We start from the raw sequence: 17,025 nt of genomic DNA, 5'->3' as shown, positions 1-17,025 counted from the left end.
GGGCATGGTCTCGCGGGGGCCCGGGGGGCCGGCCTCCGGTCGTAGGGAGTGATCTTGTTGGAGTGGTCCGAGTTCGCCCGTCGGCTGGGTCGTGAGCTGGCGGGTCTCGAACGGGACACCATCCTCATCGTGCGGGAGCGCGATGAGAGCCGGCACTATGTGCAGGCCATGCGCGAGCCCGACCGGCTCTACGCGGAGGCCGTCAGCAACAACTTCCTCGAAGGGCCGCTGCTGCTCACGCTGGCCGACGAGGAGGTCATGAGCGACGCGGGCTGGCGCCCGCCCGCCGACCCCGCCCCGCGCAACTGGTGGACGGAGCTGCCGGGGTTCGGCACGCCCGGCGGGATGCGGTCGGTGACCGCCGGCGACTTTTCGCGGCTGGCCGACGTCATGGTCACCGCGCTGCGCGACGTCCAGGGCGTCCGGCGGCCGTCCGACCTCGTGTACGAGTCGTTCCACCGGCACGGCACCGGGCTGATCGAGCTGACCGACTTCGGCATCGACGTCGCGGACCCGTCGCGTGTGAACAAGCGCCGCGGTTCGTCCGGCAGCACGTCCGGCGACCCGCTCTCCGAGGCGGGTTCCCTGCCTGCCGGGGCGCTGCCAGGAGGTACCCCTGGGGCGCCGGAGGGCCGCCCAAGCGCGGAGACCGATCTGCTTGAAATCCGCCTGGCCGAGGCCAAGGCGAACGGCGACAACACCGCGTACTTCAGCCTGCTGGCCAACGCCGACCTGGTGCTCCCGGCGACGGCGCCCGCGGTGGAGGATCCCGACCGCGCCGAGTTCCCCACCATCACGATCGGCAGCAGCACCTACGTCACGGTGTTCACCTCGCCCGGCGCTCTGGCCCGTACCGGCGACCGGCACCCCGGCCTCTACCGGCGCACCTCGTTCGCACGCCTGGCGTCCGGCTGGCCTGACCCGACCTGGCGGCTGGCCATCAACTGGGGGCTGCCCAGTGAGGTGCTTCTGGACTCGTCCGTCATCTCCCGCATGGACGGAGGAGCGGGCGCGACGCCGTCCCTAACGCCGGACGTGCCCAACCCGTACGGGAAGGTCGATCCCAACGCGCTCGCCGGGCCCAACCCCGTCGCCGGTGGCTCGATCCCAGCGACCAATGGTTCGGCCCCTGCCGTGAACCGGCCGCACGAAGACTCCCACACCGCCATCGACCCGTATTCCACTGCCGAACTACGGGCGGCGCTTGGGACGGGCACCGGCGGGCCGGAGAGCGCCCTGCGGGAGAACTTCCCGGACGAGGCCGTCGCGCCGAAACCCGCCGAACCGGCGCCTGTCGAAGCGGAGAACGCCAAGGCGGAGAATGCCGCAGCACTCCCCTTGGGCGCGCCGACGAACAGGAAGCCTGCCGCAGACACGCAGCAGCCCGTCGGCATTCCGATGCGTCCGCCCCATGGCACCCGCCTCTGGCGCTCGGCCGGTGAGGGCGACGAGACACCGCTCGCGGTCTACGACGCCGTAGGCGGCGTGTGGGCGCCTCTGAAGGCCGACGCCGTTCCGGCACCGCGGACCGACTGACTCGCATTCGGCTACCGTCGGGTAATACATTTCCGTCGCCCCACGGACGTGAGAGTGGACCCCCTGTGGACTGGAACGACTTCGCCAAGCGGCTGACGCTGGAGCTCTCACGCCTGCCGGTCACGTCGTTCGTCATCGTGCAGGGTCCGAGCGGGCTGCCCTACGTCCAGGCGATGAGGTCCGAGGGGCTGTTCGACGCCGAGGCGGTCGGGAGCGCGTTCCTGCCCCGTCCGCTGGCTCCGCGACAGGAGCGGCGGTTGAGGGCGCTCGGCTGGGAGCCGCCGGACGAGGAAGAGCGCCAGAACTGGTGGCAGCAATTCACCCTGCGCGAGCGCCGCGACCGACGCGACCGCCGTGACCGTGGCGAGCGGGTCTCGGCGGAGCATCTGGAGACGTCCGCCCTCCTCGCCGGGCTGATGGTCGGTGCGTTCCGCGACGCCTACCACGTCGAATCGCCGCTCGAACTCGTCTATCAGGCGAGCCGGTCGGGGCCGGACGGTGGTCCGCTGGCGTTGCCGGGGCTCGGCATCCCGCTGGCCGTTCCCGAGGCCGAGAGCGATCCCGCCGACCCGCCCGGCTCCGATCTGGAGGCCGCCCTAGCGGACGCGCGTGAACGCGGCGACCAGCACGGGTACCTGGACCTGCTGGCACGCGCTGTCCTGTACCTGCCCGCCCCAGGGGACGCCGGAGCCGCCGACCACCAGTTCGCTACGGCCCGCTTCGGCGACGGCACGTTCGTGCTGGCGTTCACCTCTCTTGAGGCGATGAACCTCTCTCTGCAAGGGCAGGCCGCGCGCCACCGAGAGGCGTCCCTGAGGGAGCTGGCGCGCGGCTGGCCGCATCCGGAATGGCAGCTCGCGATCAACCCGGGCCTGCCGAGCGCGGCCTACCTGGACGCGAACGCGCTCTTGGAGCCCGGCGCCGGGCCTCGCCGCCCCGAACCCGTCCGCCCCGAACCCGTCCACGCCGAATCTGTCCACGCCGAACCCGTCCGCGCCGCGACCGTGGCGAGCGGCTCCGGCGCCGCTCCGACGGCTCCCAGCCCGCCGGAGAGCTCCTCTCCGGCGCCGTCCGAACCTCGGGCCCCGTCCGGGGTTCCCGAGGGCTCAGAGACGCTCACAAGCGCGCCACAGCTCGTGATCATGCAGAAGGCGGTGCGGCCCGAGCACGTCCAGCACTATCTGGACGGCGGCTACGACCTGGTCGCCGGGTACGTGCACCGGGTCGAGGACGTCGCGGAGATGACGACCCCGGCGGCGCTGATCGGCGGGCTCGGGCTGGTGTACCAGGGCTCGACGTTCACCCCGGCCGACGAGCAGGTCTTCGTGATCCGCTGGCCGGCGGTGAAGCCGCCGCTGTTCCGGCGGGTCGGCGCGGCGGGCGGCGGCCCGGCCGTCCCCGAGTTCAAGATCGAGAGCCAGCGGCTGCCGCACGGAGCCGGGCTGTACCGGCTCGCCGCCGGAACGGAGTCGCTGGTGGCGTCCTACGACGCCGATCTGCGCAGGTGGCTCGTGAAGCTCCCGGGAGGACCGGGATGAGCGTCCGGCACGGCTTCTACGCGTCCTGGCGCGGCACCGAGTACGAGGCGAATCCGGACGGCGACCTGGTCCGGCTCTACTCCGCGCAGCACACCGACGGTTTCACGCGGATATCGCCGGATCGGTACGTCCAGGTGGTGTCGCTGTCGGACGTGGAGCATCTGCGGTATGTCACGACGCACTGCACCTGGCACGGTGTGCCGTTCGTGATTCTGGGCGAACACGACGGCTGGCTACGCGTGGAGTACAGCGGCGGTGAGGCACCCGTAGCGGAACGGCTGGGGCTGGAGCTGTTCGACCGTGGCGTGTACCAGGCATGGGCGTCCAGGCACGAGGTCGAGGACGTGCGTGAGGAGGCCGTCTGAACCGCGACGATCGGTGGTAGGTCTTGGGCATGGCGGTCATCGACATCAACGCCGACCTAGGCGAGGGATTCGGCATCTGGGAGCTCGGCGACGACCTGGCCCTGCTCGACGTCATCACGAGCGCGAACGTGGCGTGCGGGTTCCACGCGGGCGATCCGCTCATCATGCGTCGGGTGTGCGCGGCGGCCGTCGAGCGCGGGGTGACGATAGGCGCGCAGGTGTCGTACCGGGATCTGGCCGGTTTCGGACGCCGTGAGATGGACGTGGCCCCACCGGAACTGACCGCCGAGGTGCTGTACCAGATCGCGGCATTGGACGGCATAGCGCGCACGGAAGGCGGACGCGTGGCCTATGTGAAACCGCACGGCGCGCTGTACAACCGGGTGGCGCGCGACGATGTCCAGGCCCGCGCGGTGGCCGATGCGGTACGGGCGTACGATCCTTCGCTCCCACTGCTGACACTGGCCGGTTCCGCAGTGCGCGACGTCGCCGAAGGGCTCATCGTGGTCGCCGAGTGTTTCGCTGACCGGGCCTACACGCCGTCTGGCCGGCTGGTGTCGCGCCGTGAACCGGGAGCCGTCGTGCATGACCGGGACGCCGTCGTCCAGCGCGCCGTCAGGATGGCTGTAGAAGGCACTGTCGTTTCCGTGGACGGCGGAGACGTCGCGCTGGACGCCCGTTCCATGTGCGTACACGGCGACACTCCGGGCGCCGTGGAACTGGCCCGGTCGGTACGGTCGGCGCTCTCCGAGGCGGGGGTCGCACTGGAGCCGTTCGCGTGAGAGTGCTGCGCGCCGGTGACGCGGCGCTGCTCGTAGAGACCGGCGACCTCGTGACCGCGCACCGCCTGAACGCCGCCTTGCGGAACGATCCGCCGCCAGGGGTCGTGGACGTCGTCCCTGGGGAGCAGACCGTCCTGGTGATAGTCGACCCGTCGGCCGATCTGGACCGTCTCGCCACACGGCTTCCGCAAATTCGGCTACCCGAGGATGCGGCGGGAGACATGGAGCCGGTGGAGATCCCCGTCGTCTACGACGGGGAGGACCTGGACGAGGTCGCCGCGCTCACCGGACTGTCCCGCGACGACGTCGTCCACCGGCACGCCTCCGCCTCGTACACGGTCGCCTATCTCGGGTTCTCCCCCGGGTTCGGTTATCTGACGGGTCTCGACCCTGCCCTGCACGTGGCGCGGCGGGAGTCGCCGCGAACCTCGGTGCCGGCGGGTTCGGTGGCGATCGCGGGGCCGTACGCGGCCGTCTACCCGTCCCGGTCACCGGGCGGCTGGCGCCTGCTCGGACGTTCCGGGCTGCGGCTCTGGGACGTGACGCGCGACCCTCCGTCGCTGCTCAGGCCGGGGACGCGCGTCCGCTTCGTGCCCGAGGAACCATCGTGATCGAGGTCGTGCGTTGATCGAGATCGTGCGGCCCGGGCCGCTGGCGACCGTCCAGGACCTCGGGCGGCCGGGCCGCGCGCACCTGGGCGTGCCGCGGTCCGGAGCCGCGGACGAGCGCGCCTTCCGGCTGGCCAACCGGCTCGTCGGCAACCCGGAGGGCGAGGCGGCCGTGGAGCTCACGCTCGGTGGGGCCGTCGTGCGCTTCCACAGGAACGCCTGGATCGCGGTCACGGGAGCGCCAGTGCCGCTCTGCGTCAACGGCCGTGCGTGTGGGACGAACGCGCCGTGCCATGTCCCGGACGGCGGGCTGGTCGAGTTCGGCACGCCGTCGTCCGGGCTGCGCAGTTATCTCGCCGTGCGCGGTGGGGTCGTTGTAGACGAGGTTCTGGGGAGCCGCTCGACCGACCTGCTGTCGGGGCTCGGCCCTGCACCGCTGTCGCCTGGTGACCTCCTTTCGGTGGGGTCCGCTAGAGGCTTCTGCGAAATCGCCGTGGACGTCGCGCCCGCGCCGTCCCTGCCTGAGACTCCAGTGCTGCGCATCCTGCCCGGCCCACGTGACGACTGGTTCGCCGAGGACGCGATGGCCACGCTCACGTCCACCGCGTACGTCGTGTCGCCGGACAGCAACCGCGTGGGCGTACGGCTTGATGGCCCGCCGCTGGTCCGCGTCCGCGAAGGCGAACTCGGCAGCGAAGGCATGGTCACCGGTTCGCTGCAGGTGCCGCCCAGCGGAATGCCCATCATCTTCCTGGCCGACCATCCGACGACCGGCGGTTACCCGGTGGTCGCCGTGCTCGCCTCAGCCGACGTGGCCGACGCAGCGCAATTGCGCCCGGGCCAGCGTCTCCGCTTCCGCATCTAGCGTCGGGCGTCTATGTCAACGGCGCGGCTACGGACCAGTCCAGGTGGGAGACGTCGTTGAACCCGCGGATGGACGACAGGTCACCGAGCCTCACCAGCGACGAGATGGACCCGTTGTCGGGGGTGAGGAATGCGAACGGCCTGGCCCCGGTCGCGGCCGCGAGCGCCTGCGCGATCACACCGCCGTGGGTGAACACGGCGATCCGGCCTCCTGTGTGCGCCGCTGCGAGCCGGGTGAGGCTGGCGTCGACCCGTCCCGCGAATGCCTCGTTGGTTTCCGCTCCGGGTATGACGTCCCAGCGCTCCTGGGCGAACATGCGCTGCGCGACCGGATCGCCTTCGGCGACCATCTTCCGGAACAGGCCGCCTTCCCATTCGCCGAGATATACCTCGCGCAGGCCGGGCTCGACGCGAGGCTCCAGTCCCAGGCGACGGGCCAGTGGGGCCGCGGTCTGGGACGTGCGTCGCAGGGGCGTCACATAGATCGCGTCGAGGTTCTCTTCGGCGAGCCGCTCACCGACCTGCTCCGCCTGTGCGTGTCCCTCCTGGGCGAGTTCGGGATCGCCTTGGCCGTCCACGAGCGGGAAGGGCCGGTCCGGATGGGCGGGCTCAGAGGCGCCGTGCCGGATCAGCAGAATCTCGGCCGCGCCGTCCGGTGCCTTGTACCGCGTCTGCCGGTACACGACCGGCTCGTCCCGCCCATCGGTCTCGTCGCGCCGATCGGCCGTGTCGTCGCGGTCGTCCATGGTCGGCACCCTAGATGAACGCTCTGCGCCCGCTGCGATCCGGGTCGCGCGGCAGTTTCAGGACAGCAGCGCTTCCAGCCGGGCCAGTTCGTCGTTGAGCGGGGCCGCGGGAATGTCCTCGAAGGCGGTGACGGCCACGTCGCCGTCCTTCGCCTCCCAGACGCCCGCGACACGTCCCTCGTACAGGACGACGGGAGATATCCAGCCTCCCGTGCGGCTCACTTCCTTACGGCGCTCCGCCGGTATGAGGTAGACCGCGCTCGTCCCAGCGCCTAGAACGTACTGGTCGAAGGCCCCGAGCAACCGGACGGACGTGCTCGGGGCAGTGTTCAGGAGCTCGTCCCGGTGCTCGTCCAAGACGTACATCTGCACGCCGTCCACGTCGATGGTGGAGAGCCCATCCTCAGCTGCGGCGAACCATGCCTTGACGTCCCTCTTGCGGTTCAGCTTGCGCATCAGCCAGTTGTCGAACATGTCGGGGGTCGCGGGCCCGTGCGCACCGAGGTACGCGTGGACGGCCGTACGCGCGGCCTCCTCTACGGACGGCAGGCCCGTCCAGCCCGGCAGCCACCACTCCGGCGACGCGAACGTCACGCGGGTGCCCTGCGACGGCCCGTGACAGAGGACGCCCCACCAGGCCAGTGGCTTGAGCAGGGTCCCCCACCCGGAGCCGAGCACTTCGGCCAGATGTCCTGAGCCGGTTTCCTCGACGACGGCCGCGGTCAGTTCTTCGCGCGTAAGGATCGCGCCGTCGGCCAGCGCGCCGGTAGCGGCTGCGGCGATCGCCTCCAGATCGGCGGGCGTGGCCCCGAAATTCCGCTGCCAGACGGGTTTCTCCCAGTTACGTACGGCGGCGCACAGGACGAGAAAGGCACCGGCCTCGTCCACGGGCAGCAGATGCAGGGTTCCGCGCATGGCCCAGGTCTTGACGAGAGTCCGTTCGTCCAGGAGTGCCCGCTGCACCGCGCCAGTCACCGGAGCCGACTGCCGTACCGCGACGGCAAATTCCGCCGCTGAGGCGACCTGCGCCTGCACACCCGCCAGCCGCCGCGCTATCTGCACCGCCGACGCGTCACCGGCGGATTCGATGAATTGCCGCCGCATCCGCCAGGCCAGCACCTGCGCCCACGTCACCGAGGTCATGCCCCGATTACAGCGCACGCCCGGGACAGGGTGGCACGGCACCCACGCTTCCGGGTCAGGTCAGGCGGTGGGTCAGTTCGGCGAATGCGTCGCGGACGTCCTCAGTGGTGAGGACCGTGAGGTCGGCTGTGGTCGCGGCGTCACCCAGACGTGCGGCCCGCAGCGCCCGGCGTGCGCTCGCCTTCTCGTACATGGAGCGGGCGAAACGGCCGTTGCCCAGCTCGTCTATACGGCCCGACCCGCACGCACGCTGGAATACCAGGGCGAGGTCGTCGAGAGCGCGTTCCTCCCACTGGTCACCGCCTTCTTCGGCGATGAGCTGGGCGATGCGGAGCAGTTCGTCCGGCCCGTAGGAGGGGAAGTCGACGCGGACGTCGAATCGTGAGGCCAGCCCAGGGTTGGACGACAGGAAGCGGTCCATTTCGGCTTCGTATCCCGCAAAGACAATGACGAGACGGTCGCGATCGTCCTCGGCACGCTTGAGCAGCGTCTGCACGGCCTCCGCTCCGAACGCGTCCCCACCGGTATAGCCAGGGTTGCTCAGCGCGTACGCCTCGTCGACGAACAGCACACCGCCGAGCGCGGAGTCGACCACCTTGTTCGTCTTGAGCGCCGTCGCGCCCAGATGTTCGCCGACGAGGTCCGCCCGCTGCGCCTCGACCACTTCGGGACGGGCGAGGAGCCCGGACGCGGCGAAGATGCGGCCGAGCACGCGCGCGACGGTCGTCTTGCCGGTGCCGGGCGGCCCGGTGAAGACGAAGTGGCGTGTCGGCGGGCGGGTGACCAGGCCCTGCGCCTGGCGCATCCGGGCGACCTGGAGCTGCGCGGCGATCTCGCGGACCTGCCGTTTCACCGGTTCCAGCCCGATCATCGCGTCGAGCGAGCCGAGGGCCTCGTCCAGCGTCGGCGTCTCGGCGTAGCCGCGGTAGCGCTCGGTGACCTCGGCGAACGCGGCCTCGACGTCCTCGGCGCGCAGGGTGACCAGGTCGTCGGCGCTGGGGTTCGCCGGGCCCGCGGACGCGGATACGGCGTCGACCACACGCACGTCCCGCGCGCGCGCCGCCGCCTCGGTCAAGGACCGGACGAACCGTCCGTTGCCCAGTTCGTCGACGATTCCGCGTCGTTCGACTTCTTCGAACCGTGCGGCTAGCCGCCTCCGCGCCTCCGGATCGAGCCGGTCGTCACGGAGGCCGGTGTGGTAGTCGGCGATCTGGAGCAGTTCGGCAGGGCGATACGACGGGAAATGCACGCGCGTGCCGAACCGTGAGGCCAGCCCTGGGTTGGAGTCGAGGAATTCGGCCATCTGCGCGTCGTATCCCGCAAGGATGATGACCAGGTTGTCGCGGTCGTCCTCCGCGCGCTTGAGGAGCGTCTGTACCGCTTCGTCACCGAACCGGTCCGGCTGGCCCTCGGCAGAGTTGGCGAGGCTGTACGCCTCATCGATAAACAGGACCCCGCCCAGCGCGGAGTCAACGAGTCGGTTGGTCTTCAAGGCCGTTGCACCAAGGAACTCACCGACGAGGTCGGCCCGGTGCGCCTCGACCAGGGCCGGCTCAGGCAGCAGCCCGAAGGCATAGAAGATCTTGGCCAGGACGCGCGCCACGGTGGTCTTGCCCGTCCCGGGCGGCCCGACGAACACGAAGTGCCGCATCGGCTTCTCCGTCGGCACCCCGGCGGCGGCGCGCATGTGCGCGGCCTCGATGGACGCGGCGATGGAGCGGACCTGCCGTTTGACCGGCTCAAGCCCGATCATGTTCTCCAACTCGGCGAGCGCTTCTGCCACAGAGATCTCCGGAGCCCTTTCCTTGCGGGTCTCCGTCGGGTTCGCGCGCTCCGCGGCGACTGCCGTGTCGGCCGCCTGCGCAGCGGCACGCTGGTCATGGCCCGCGTGCACGGCCGCTGAGACGCCCGCTTCTTCGTCGTCTGGGACACGCCTATCGGATCTGCCAGGCCGACCCGGTCTGTCGCCCTTGTCGAACCGTTCGGGCCTGTCGTGTTTGTCGATCCGGTCTGGGCGTTCACGCCTGTCGCTGCCGGACGGGTTCTTGCGCGGCCCGGCGTTGCCGTCCCCTTTCGGGCCTGCCTGTTCCTGGACCCAGCCCGTCTCGTACGCCTCGGCGGGCACAGTGCGCCGCGCCTGGTCCCAGCGATAGGCGAGGAAAGCCAGGGCCGTGACCCAGCCGGGCGCCACACTCGCCTCCGGGAGTGGATGCGCAAGGGCTGCGGTCACCACGCCCGCTGCGCTCAGCGTGAGGAGCGCGGAACGCCACGGCGTGTAACCGCGCAGCCTGAACGCGACGAACGCCACCGGGAGTGCGAGCAAGGCCAGGAGCAGTGCGGGGCTCAGGTACGACGGGTGCCCTTCGTCCGGGTAGAGGCTTCCCAGGGGCACCGACAACGCGAGCCAGGCCACGACCACCGCGACGACCGCCATGCCCGTGGGCGAACGCAGCGTCAGATGGACGACGATGAGCAGGATCACCGAGAACGCCGCGGCGGCAAGGAGAGGCCCTTCCAGCACCACCGTGGCGGACACGACCAGAGCGATGAGCAGCAGCCCGCCCAGGAACCTCACGCCCGGGGTGACCTGGAAGTAGCGCCATCGCAGGCGCTCGAAGAGATCCCGCGCGGCGGCATCCTTCGCCGGGCGGGAGCGGGACCTGCCGAACAAAGCCATCAGAAGCGAGTAAAGCGCAGGACCGCCCGGAACGGGACTCCCCGCGCCCTGTTCGTTGGCTCCGGTACGCCTGCCTGGTGCGGAACAGGCAAGACCTCCGTCCCGAGACCAGCCCATTTGTAGTGTCCGGAAGTGGACGGCCGCTGCGATGATGGGCGCATGCCGACCGACCCCACGCACGCCCTGCCCGGACTGGACCCGGGCCCTGCCGCCGCCAAGGAGATCTCGCGTGTCGCGGGCTACGAGATCGAGGACGAGCTCCGGGCCATGTCGTCCGGGAGCCGCCGTCCCGCCACGATCGCCGGAGTGGACGAGGTGGGACGCGGCGCCTGGGCGGGCCCAGTCGTGGTGTGCGCGGCGGTCACCGACCTGACGCCGCCGCCGGTCCTCCGTGGGCGCGGCAAGAGGACGGTCAGCCTCACCGACTCCAAGCTCCTCACCGAAGCCCACCGCGAGTCGTTCGCCGAGGTGCTGCCGGGTTGGCTCGCAGGCCACGCCATCGGCGCGTCCAGTCCCGAGGAGATCGACGAGGTCGGCATGACCAAGGCGTTGCGGCGTGCAGCGATCCGCGCGCTGGAGTCGCTGCCCGTCCCGCCCGACGTGGTCATCCTGGACGGCAAGCACGATTTCCTAAGCCGACCCTGGCGAGTGCGCTGCGAAGTCAAGGCCGACCAGAGGTCCGTCACCGTCGCGGCCGCCTCCGTCTTGGCGAAGGTTCACCGTGACCGGTTGATGGCAGAGCTCGACGCGGAATTCCCCGGATACGGATTCGCGGACAGTGCGGGTTATCCATCGCCTGCCCACCAGAAGACTCTCGAGGAGTCGGGGCCGACGCCGCATCACCGGCTGTCGTGGTCCTATCTGGACGACCTTCCACGCTGGCGGCATCTCAAGAAGCACCGTGACCCGCTCGCAGGAGAAGGGCAGCTCAGCCTTCTGTAACCCCTGCCCGGCGTCCGGGCATGAGTCATCCTCGCCGACTCGGGTAGGGCGGGCCACGACAGGAGGTACATGCCATGGACACCGTCGTGAAGAAGCTGCTGCACGAGTCCGGCGAAACGTTCGCCGAAGAGGCCGGCATACCGCTGAAGGACCAGCCGGCCGCGCTTTTCAAGCTGCTCGTCCTGGCCAACCTGCTGAGCGCGCGCATCTCGTCCGACATCGCCATGGCGGCGGCCCGCGAACTGTTCGAGGCGGGCGGCGGGACACCGCGCGGGATGAGCAAGCTGACCTGGCAGGAACGCGTCGACGCGCTGGGCCGCGGCCACTACGTCCGCTACGACGAGAGCACCGCGTCCCGCCTCGGCGACACCGCCGAGATCGTCCAGGACAAGTACCAGGGCGATCTGCGGCGGCTCGCCATCGAGGCCGGACGCGATCCGCGGAAGGCGGCCGAACTGCTCCAGGAGTTCCCCGGCATCGGCCCCACGGGCGTGGACATCTTCTGCCGTGAGGCCCAGTCCATCTGGCCCTGGCTGCGCCCCTACATCGACGGCCAGGTGCGGAAGGGCGCCGAACGGCTCGGCCTGCCCACCGACGCCGGCGAGCTCGCCTCCAAGGTGCCCGACAAGGACCTCGCGCGGCTCAGCGCGGCACTCGTGCGGGTGGCCCGCGACAAGAAGCTCGCCGACGCGGTGAAGGCCGCGTGAGCCGCGCGGAGGGTCACCGCCGGAGGGGTCGCGACGCGCGGAGGGTCACAGCTCGACGATGACCTCGTCGACCGGCTTGCGGGTGATGTCGGGGACCATCGCGTCGTCCGCCGGGTAGCCGACCGGGATCACCACGTACGCGCGTTCCTCCGGCGGACGGTCGCACACCTCGTTCAGGAACTTCATGGGGCTCGGCGTGTGCGTGAGGGTCGCCAGACCCGCCTGGTGCAGTCCGGCCAGGAGGAACCCTACGGCGATGCCCACCGACTCCTTCACGTAGTAAGGCCGCGGGGTCTCCGGACCCTTGTGCACCTCGAAGACGATGATGACCGCTGGGGCGTCCTCCAGGAACGGCTTGCGCCAGTCGGTGCCCAACGGCGCCAGCGCTTCGAGCCACTCCTGCGAGGCGCGCCGCTCGTAGAACTCCCGCTCCTCCTGCTCTGCGGCCTTCCTGAGCCTCCGCTTGCGTTCGGGGTCGGTGACGACCACGAACCGCCAGGGCTGAAGGTTGGCCCCGCTCGGGGCGGTCGCCGCCGCACGGATCGCGTGCTCGATGACGTCCGGTGGCACTGGACGGCTGGAGAAGTCGCGCACGGTGCGCCGCAGCGTCATCCTGTCGGCGAACGCCTGGACGCGCTCGACCGCCTCCTCCTGCGGAACGTCGAAACGGGGTGCTGGGACGACGGGGTACTGCCGCTCAGAGCTCATGCGACGTTCCTACCCTTGGCGCCGGGCCCGGGACAATCGGCAGCATCAGCCAACGTTCCGGACCCTTCCCAGTAATGCGCGACGGGGTCGTTCAGTCCTTGCCGCGTGAGGCGACCCATTCCAGGTTCCAGCCGTACGCCTGGTCGACCGACATCTTCCCCCAGCGCGGACGTCCGGGAGGCGGCAGGATGAACCGGCCCTCCCTGCGGACGACCAGTTCGCCGTTCACGTTCTCGATGAGCGCGAGGACGGCGTCGCGGGACGCGTCGACGCAGTCGTCCATCCGCATGTCGATCGGCGACGCGCCCACCGGGAACAGCGTGGCGATCGCGTCCAGGCCGCGGAAGTCCTCGGCGCCGTCGTAGATCTCGGCGAACACCAGGATCCGCTTGAAGTCCGCGGTGTGGTCGAGGTTGATGTGAAGGTTCTCACCCGACTCGACCGCTCCTGTCCGGTCGTCCTTGTCGAGCTTGATGTAGGGCGGGCGGTCCAGGGCGCCCATGTCGCCGAGCGCGTGGATGATCCCCTTGCGGCCGTCCCGGAGCTCCCAGAGGCAGCACAGGTCCAGGTCGAGGTCGACGCCGCGGCGGAGCTTGCCGAGCCGTCCCTTGGCGACGCCCGCCCGCGCGGTCCAGTTCAGGTTCACCCGCATGTACCCGGACGTCGCGCCGTGCTTGGTGAGCGACACCGACGGAGAGTTCTTGGTCAGCGAAATAGTGCCGCCGCCCTGCTGAGGCTGGGGTTGCGCCTGCTGGGGTTGCGCCTGCTGCTGGGGCGGCGGGGGCGGCACGTACTGACCGCCAGGCGGCGGTGGCGGAGGCGCAGGCGGCGTGTACTGGCCCCCTGGCGGCGGTGGCGGCGGTGGGGGTGCGTACTGGCCGCCGGGAGGCGGCGGAGGCGCCGTCTGCGGCTGCGGCGGCGCAGGAGGAGCCGGAGGAGCGGGCGGGGCGGGAGGCGGCGGAGCCGCGGCCTTACTGGGCTCGTCCTCCACCGAAATCCCGAAATCGGTCGCAAGGCCGGCGAGGCCAGAGTCGTACCCCTGGCCGACGGCACGGAACTTCCACGCGCCCTGCCTCCGGTACAGCTCGCCTAGCACGAACGCCGTCTCGGTAGTGGCGCCCTCGCTGTTGAACCGCGCGACCTCCGTCCCAGCCGCCGCGTCGACCACGCGCACGTACAGCCCCTGGAACTTGCCGAACGCGCCTCCGTCCGAGGACGCCGCGACGACGATCCTGTCGATGGCGGGCTCCACGCGGTCCAGGTCGATCGACAGGACGTCCAGGACGGTCGGCCCCTGCTGTTTGCCGTCGTGGCGGACCGCTCCCGACTTGTGCGCGGGCTGGTTGTAGAAGACGAAATCGTCGTCCGAACGCACCCGTCCCGTGTCCGCGAGCAGGAGCGCGGACGCATCCGCGTCGGGCACGCCAGGACCACTCTGCCAGCCGAGCTCGACCCGGACCGAGGGAACCGGCACCGCGGTGTTGGCGCCCTTCTGCAACGACATGAACGCTCCTCATCATCGATCGATGTCCTCAACCTACGGGCCGTCGCGCGGCCTCGCGACCTGCAATTGAGGGACGCGCCGAATCGTCGGGGAGTTCCGGCCTGGCCGTCGACTGCGTTTCGGCAGCCTGTTCGCCGTGAACCTTGGCCGTTCCGGGGGGTGTGTGGCACGAATGCGTCAGGGGACGCGGGCCGTCCATTCCGGCGTGCTGAACTTGTCCGTGACGTACTTGCGGGCGAGCCGCAGCTCGTCCTCGCTCACCTGATCGCCGACCAGGCCGTACCGGGTCCGGAAGTGCCCGATCATGCGGTCGATGATCTCCTCCCGGGGCAGGCCGGTCTGGCGGCGCAGCGGGTCGACGCGCTTGACCGCGCTGGCGATCCCCTTGTCGGAGATCTTCTCCCGGCCGATCCGCAGCACCCGCAGCATCTTCTCCGCGTCGATGTCGTACGCCATGGTCACGTGGTGCAGGACCGCCCCGGCGGCGAGCCGCTTCTGCGCCGCACCCGCGATCTTGCCCTGGTCGGACGCGATGTCGTTCAGCGGCTGGTACCACGCCTTGATCCCGAGCCCGCCGAGCGCGCCCAGCACCCAGTCGTCCAGGAACGCGTAGCTCTCCGCGAACGACATGCCCGCCACCAGCGTCTCCGGCGCGTACAGCGAATAGGTGATCGTGTTGCCCGGTTCGATGAACATCGCGCCGCCGCCGCTGATGCGGCGCACCACGTCCACCCCGTGCCGCTCCGCCGCCTCGGCGTCGACCTCGTTGCGCAGCGACTGGAAACTGCCGATGACCACCGCGGGCGACGCCCATTCCCACACCCGCAGCGTCGGCGGACGCCGTCCCGCGCCGACCTCCTCGGCGAGGACCTGGTCGAGCGCCATGTGCAGGGCCGGTTCCTGAGGCGGCTCATGGATCAGCCGCCAGTCGTGGTCGCGCCAGTCGGACGCGCGCGCGACAGCGCGCCGCACAGCGATTCCTACGGCCTCCGCAGTGATTCCCAGCATCACCGTGCCTTGCGGTAGCCCGGCTTCCACGCGCGCGCCCATCGCCTTCGCGTCGAGCCCGGCGGGGAGGCCGTCCAGGACGGCGTTGATTGCCTCCAGTGCGCGGTCCGGTTCCAGGAAGAAATCGCCGCTGATCCTCGGCTCGCGCAACAGCCCGTCCACGACGTCCACGTCGGCGACGACGAGCTTGCCACCGGGGACCTTGTACTCACCGTGCATCACATACAGTCGAACCCCGCCGTCCTACCGCTGATTCCGCCGTTCGGCTTGGCGGACGGGCCCCTGGGAATCGTTACGGGTGGCGGTCGTGGGAAGGACGGTGCCGGTGAGCAATCTCGACGTAAGGCCGAAGCCGGTCGAGTGCGGTGGACGCGACGACGTGCCAGGCCGTCCCGTGCATGAACTCCTGCCCCCGCGACGTGTGCCGCTCGGTGAGAGCACGGTCGTCCGGCGGCTGCTGCCCAGCCTCGGACGGCGGATGGTGGGCGCCTGGTGCTTCGTCGACCACTACGGCCCGGACGACATCACCGACGAGCCGGGCATGCAGGTGCCGCCGCATCCGCACATCGGGCTGCAGACGGTGAGCTGGCTGCACGACGGCGAAGTACTGCACCGCGACAGCCTGGGCAGCCTGCAGACCGTCCGTCCTAGGGAACTCGGGCTGATGACGGCGGGACGGGCCATCGCGCATTCGGAGGAGTCACCGCGCGACCATCCGGCCATCCTGCACGGCGCCCAGCTGTGGGTGGCTTTGCCGGACACCCACCGGCACACCGATCCCGCCTTCGAGCACCACGCCGACCTACCCGTCGTGCAGAAACCCGGCTTCGGAGCGACCGTCATCCTGGGGGAACTGGACGGAGCCGCCTCGCCCGGCACGGCCTTCACACCGATCATGGGCGCGGACATCACCCTGGCGGACGGCGCCGAAGCGCGGCTGCCGGTCGAGCCCGACTTCGAGTACGCCGCGCTCACGATGACCGGCATAACGGAGATCGACGGATTGCGGGTGGAACCCGGCTCGATGCTGTACCTCGGGTGCGGCCGCCGCGAGCTGCCGCTGAGGGCGGCCGACGGCGCCGGCGGGCTCGTGCTGCTGGGCGGCGAGCCGTTCGAGGAGAAGCTCGTGATGTGGTGGAACTTCGTCGCCCGGACGGGCGACGAGATCGGCCGGGCGCGCCAGGACTGGATGGCGGGCGACCGTTTCGGCGTGGTCCGCGGCTACGACGGGCCGCCCATCCCGGCGCCGGCCCTGCCCGCCACTCCCCTCAAGCCCCGCGGCCGCACCCGCTGACCGTCACCACCGGCGGGCGCTAGAAACTCGGTTCGTGGCGGACCGGGAAATTCACCGAGTTCGCGATGAAGCACAACTCGTTCGCCCGGTGATGCAATTCGGCGGCGCGGGCGGCCTGCCCGGGATCGGCCAGCGTCGCCCGGGGACGGAGGACGACCTCCTCGAACCGTCCGCCGCCGTCCGCGGTCTCGACCATGGTGCCGAGCGGGGTGTCCTCGTACGCGGTGACCACGATCTTCTCGACGGCGCACAAATGCAGGAACCACAGCATGTGGCATTCCGAGAGGGACGCGACGAGCAATTCCTCCGGATTCCACCGCGCGGGGTCGCCGCGGAAACTCGGATCGGCGCTGCCCTGGATCAGCGGTTTGCCATGCGCACGCACGTCATGGGCCCGCTCATAGGCACGGTAGGAACTCGTCCCCGTCCCGGTGTTGCCCGTCCAGGTCACCGACACCTCGTACTGGTGGCTCTTCACTCTCGGCTCACTCTCCCTCGCAGGCGGCGGATGGCTAACACAAAGGTAACGGCGCTCTCACGACACTCGCGATCATGCAGTCCAAGGCCGCACGACCGCACCCATGAGACGCGCACGGCTACCCG

General features: G+C 70.4%; 16 protein-coding genes. 9 read left to right on the top strand and 7 right to left on the bottom strand.

The features are described 5' to 3' along the window. The first annotated feature begins 54 nt into the window (after positions 1-54). The 6 genes from E1287_RS11425 (at position 55) to E1287_RS11400 (ending at position 5,694) form a co-directional block, all read left to right on the top strand. Positions 55-1,536, top strand: a complete 1,482-nt coding sequence (locus E1287_RS11425; protein WP_243718868.1) for an SseB family protein — start codon at positions 55-57, stop codon at positions 1,534-1,536. A gap of 65 nt (positions 1,537-1,601) precedes the next feature. Then, entirely contained in the window at positions 1,602-3,074 is a 1,473-nt protein-coding gene (locus E1287_RS11420; RefSeq protein ID WP_131964858.1) for an SseB family protein, read from the top strand. Beyond that, positions 3,071-3,439, top strand: coding sequence for a hypothetical protein (locus tag E1287_RS11415; protein ID WP_131964857.1), 369 nt, complete (start codon positions 3,071-3,073; stop codon positions 3,437-3,439). Before E1287_RS11420 ends, E1287_RS11415 begins: the two co-directional genes overlap by 4 nt. 29 nt (positions 3,440-3,468) lie before the next feature. Further along, positions 3,469-4,221 (top strand): 5-oxoprolinase subunit PxpA, encoded by a 753-nt coding sequence (locus tag E1287_RS11410; protein WP_131964856.1) that lies wholly within the window; start codon positions 3,469-3,471, stop codon positions 4,219-4,221. Continuing rightward, on the top strand, positions 4,218-4,832 hold the full coding sequence (gene pxpB / locus E1287_RS11405; protein ID WP_131964855.1) for a 5-oxoprolinase subunit PxpB: 615 nt from the start codon (positions 4,218-4,220) through the stop codon (positions 4,830-4,832). Before E1287_RS11410 ends, pxpB begins: the two co-directional genes overlap by 4 nt. A gap of 13 nt (positions 4,833-4,845) precedes the next feature. Then, positions 4,846-5,694 (top strand): biotin-dependent carboxyltransferase family protein, encoded by an 849-nt coding sequence (locus tag E1287_RS11400; protein ID WP_131964854.1) that lies wholly within the window; start codon positions 4,846-4,848, stop codon positions 5,692-5,694. A 10-nt stretch (positions 5,695-5,704) separates the two neighbouring features. On the opposite strand, the gene E1287_RS11395 is transcribed toward E1287_RS11400, so the two are convergent. Genes E1287_RS11395 through E1287_RS11385 form a run of 3 tightly spaced genes read right to left on the bottom strand, consistent with a single transcriptional unit; the run spans position 5,705 to position 10,259 of the window. Then, positions 5,705-6,439: a histidine phosphatase family protein gene (locus tag E1287_RS11395; protein WP_131964853.1), complete on the bottom strand. Its 735-nt coding sequence runs from the start codon at positions 6,437-6,439 to the stop codon at positions 5,705-5,707. A gap of 57 nt (positions 6,440-6,496) precedes the next feature. Continuing rightward, entirely contained in the window at positions 6,497-7,582 is a 1,086-nt protein-coding gene (locus E1287_RS11390; RefSeq protein ID WP_131964852.1) for a winged helix DNA-binding domain-containing protein, read from the bottom strand. A 55-nt stretch (positions 7,583-7,637) separates the two neighbouring features. Continuing rightward, positions 7,638-10,259: an AAA family ATPase gene (locus tag E1287_RS11385; RefSeq protein ID WP_131964851.1), complete on the bottom strand. Its 2,622-nt coding sequence runs from the start codon at positions 10,257-10,259 to the stop codon at positions 7,638-7,640. Between the two features lie 267 nt (positions 10,260-10,526). Here E1287_RS11385 and E1287_RS11380 point away from each other — a divergent pair, with 267 nt between their 5' ends. After that, a complete protein-coding gene (locus tag E1287_RS11380; protein WP_243718872.1) occupies positions 10,527-11,201 on the top strand; it encodes a ribonuclease HII in 675 nt (224 codons plus the stop codon). 74 nt (positions 11,202-11,275) lie between these two features. Further along, positions 11,276-11,908: an endonuclease gene (locus E1287_RS11375; RefSeq protein WP_131964849.1), complete on the top strand. Its 633-nt coding sequence runs from the start codon at positions 11,276-11,278 to the stop codon at positions 11,906-11,908. A 45-nt stretch (positions 11,909-11,953) separates the two neighbouring features. On the opposite strand, the gene E1287_RS11370 is transcribed toward E1287_RS11375, so the two are convergent. The 3 genes from E1287_RS11370 to E1287_RS11360 form a co-directional block, all read right to left on the bottom strand. Continuing rightward, positions 11,954-12,616, bottom strand: a complete 663-nt coding sequence (locus E1287_RS11370; protein WP_131964848.1) for a nitroreductase family protein — start codon at positions 12,614-12,616, stop codon at positions 11,954-11,956. Between the two features lie 91 nt (positions 12,617-12,707). After that, positions 12,708-14,120, bottom strand: coding sequence for a TerD family protein (locus E1287_RS11365; protein WP_131964847.1), 1,413 nt, complete (start codon positions 14,118-14,120; stop codon positions 12,708-12,710). Between the two features lie 177 nt (positions 14,121-14,297). Further along, on the bottom strand, positions 14,298-15,347 hold the full coding sequence (locus E1287_RS11360) for a biotin/lipoate A/B protein ligase family protein (protein WP_131964846.1): 1,050 nt from the start codon (positions 15,345-15,347) through the stop codon (positions 14,298-14,300). A 106-nt stretch (positions 15,348-15,453) separates the two neighbouring features. Here E1287_RS11360 and E1287_RS11355 point away from each other — a divergent pair, with 106 nt between their 5' ends. Continuing rightward, on the top strand, positions 15,454-16,422 hold the full coding sequence (locus E1287_RS11355; protein ID WP_131964845.1) for a pirin family protein: 969 nt from the start codon (positions 15,454-15,456) through the stop codon (positions 16,420-16,422). A 19-nt stretch (positions 16,423-16,441) separates the two neighbouring features. On the opposite strand, the gene E1287_RS11350 is transcribed toward E1287_RS11355, so the two are convergent. Further along, positions 16,442-16,900, bottom strand: coding sequence for an OsmC family protein (locus E1287_RS11350; RefSeq protein WP_131964844.1), 459 nt, complete (start codon positions 16,898-16,900; stop codon positions 16,442-16,444). Positions 16,901-17,025 lie beyond the last annotated feature (125 nt).

Source organism: Actinomadura sp. KC06, assembly GCF_004348735.1.
Taxonomy (GTDB): domain Bacteria; phylum Actinomycetota; class Actinomycetes; order Streptosporangiales; family Streptosporangiaceae; genus Spirillospora.
This window is presented reverse-complemented; position numbering and strand designations above follow the sequence as displayed.

Bases quoted from the DNA above. Each gene is read 5' to 3' on its own strand.
- E1287_RS11415 (WP_131964857.1), top strand. From the start codon at position 3,071: ATGAGCGTCCGGCACGGCTTCTACGCGTCCTGGCGCGGCACCGAGTAC.
- E1287_RS11410 (WP_131964856.1), top strand. From the start codon at position 3,469: ATGGCGGTCATCGACATCAACGCCGACCTAGGCGAGGGATTCGGCATC.
- E1287_RS11395 (WP_131964853.1), bottom strand. From the start codon at position 6,439: ATGGACGACCGCGACGACACGGCCGATCGGCGCGACGAGACCGATGGG.
- E1287_RS11390 (WP_131964852.1), bottom strand. From the start codon at position 7,582: ATGACCTCGGTGACGTGGGCGCAGGTGCTGGCCTGGCGGATGCGGCGG.
- E1287_RS11385 (WP_131964851.1), bottom strand. From the start codon at position 10,259: ATGGCTTTGTTCGGCAGGTCCCGCTCCCGCCCGGCGAAGGATGCCGCC.
- E1287_RS11380 (WP_243718872.1), top strand. From the start codon at position 10,527: ATGTCGTCCGGGAGCCGCCGTCCCGCCACGATCGCCGGAGTGGACGAG.
- E1287_RS11375 (WP_131964849.1), top strand. From the start codon at position 11,276: ATGGACACCGTCGTGAAGAAGCTGCTGCACGAGTCCGGCGAAACGTTC.
- E1287_RS11370 (WP_131964848.1), bottom strand. From the start codon at position 12,616: ATGAGCTCTGAGCGGCAGTACCCCGTCGTCCCAGCACCCCGTTTCGAC.
- E1287_RS11365 (WP_131964847.1), bottom strand. From the start codon at position 14,120: ATGTCGTTGCAGAAGGGCGCCAACACCGCGGTGCCGGTTCCCTCGGTC.
- E1287_RS11360 (WP_131964846.1), bottom strand. From the start codon at position 15,347: ATGCACGGTGAGTACAAGGTCCCCGGTGGCAAGCTCGTCGTCGCCGAC.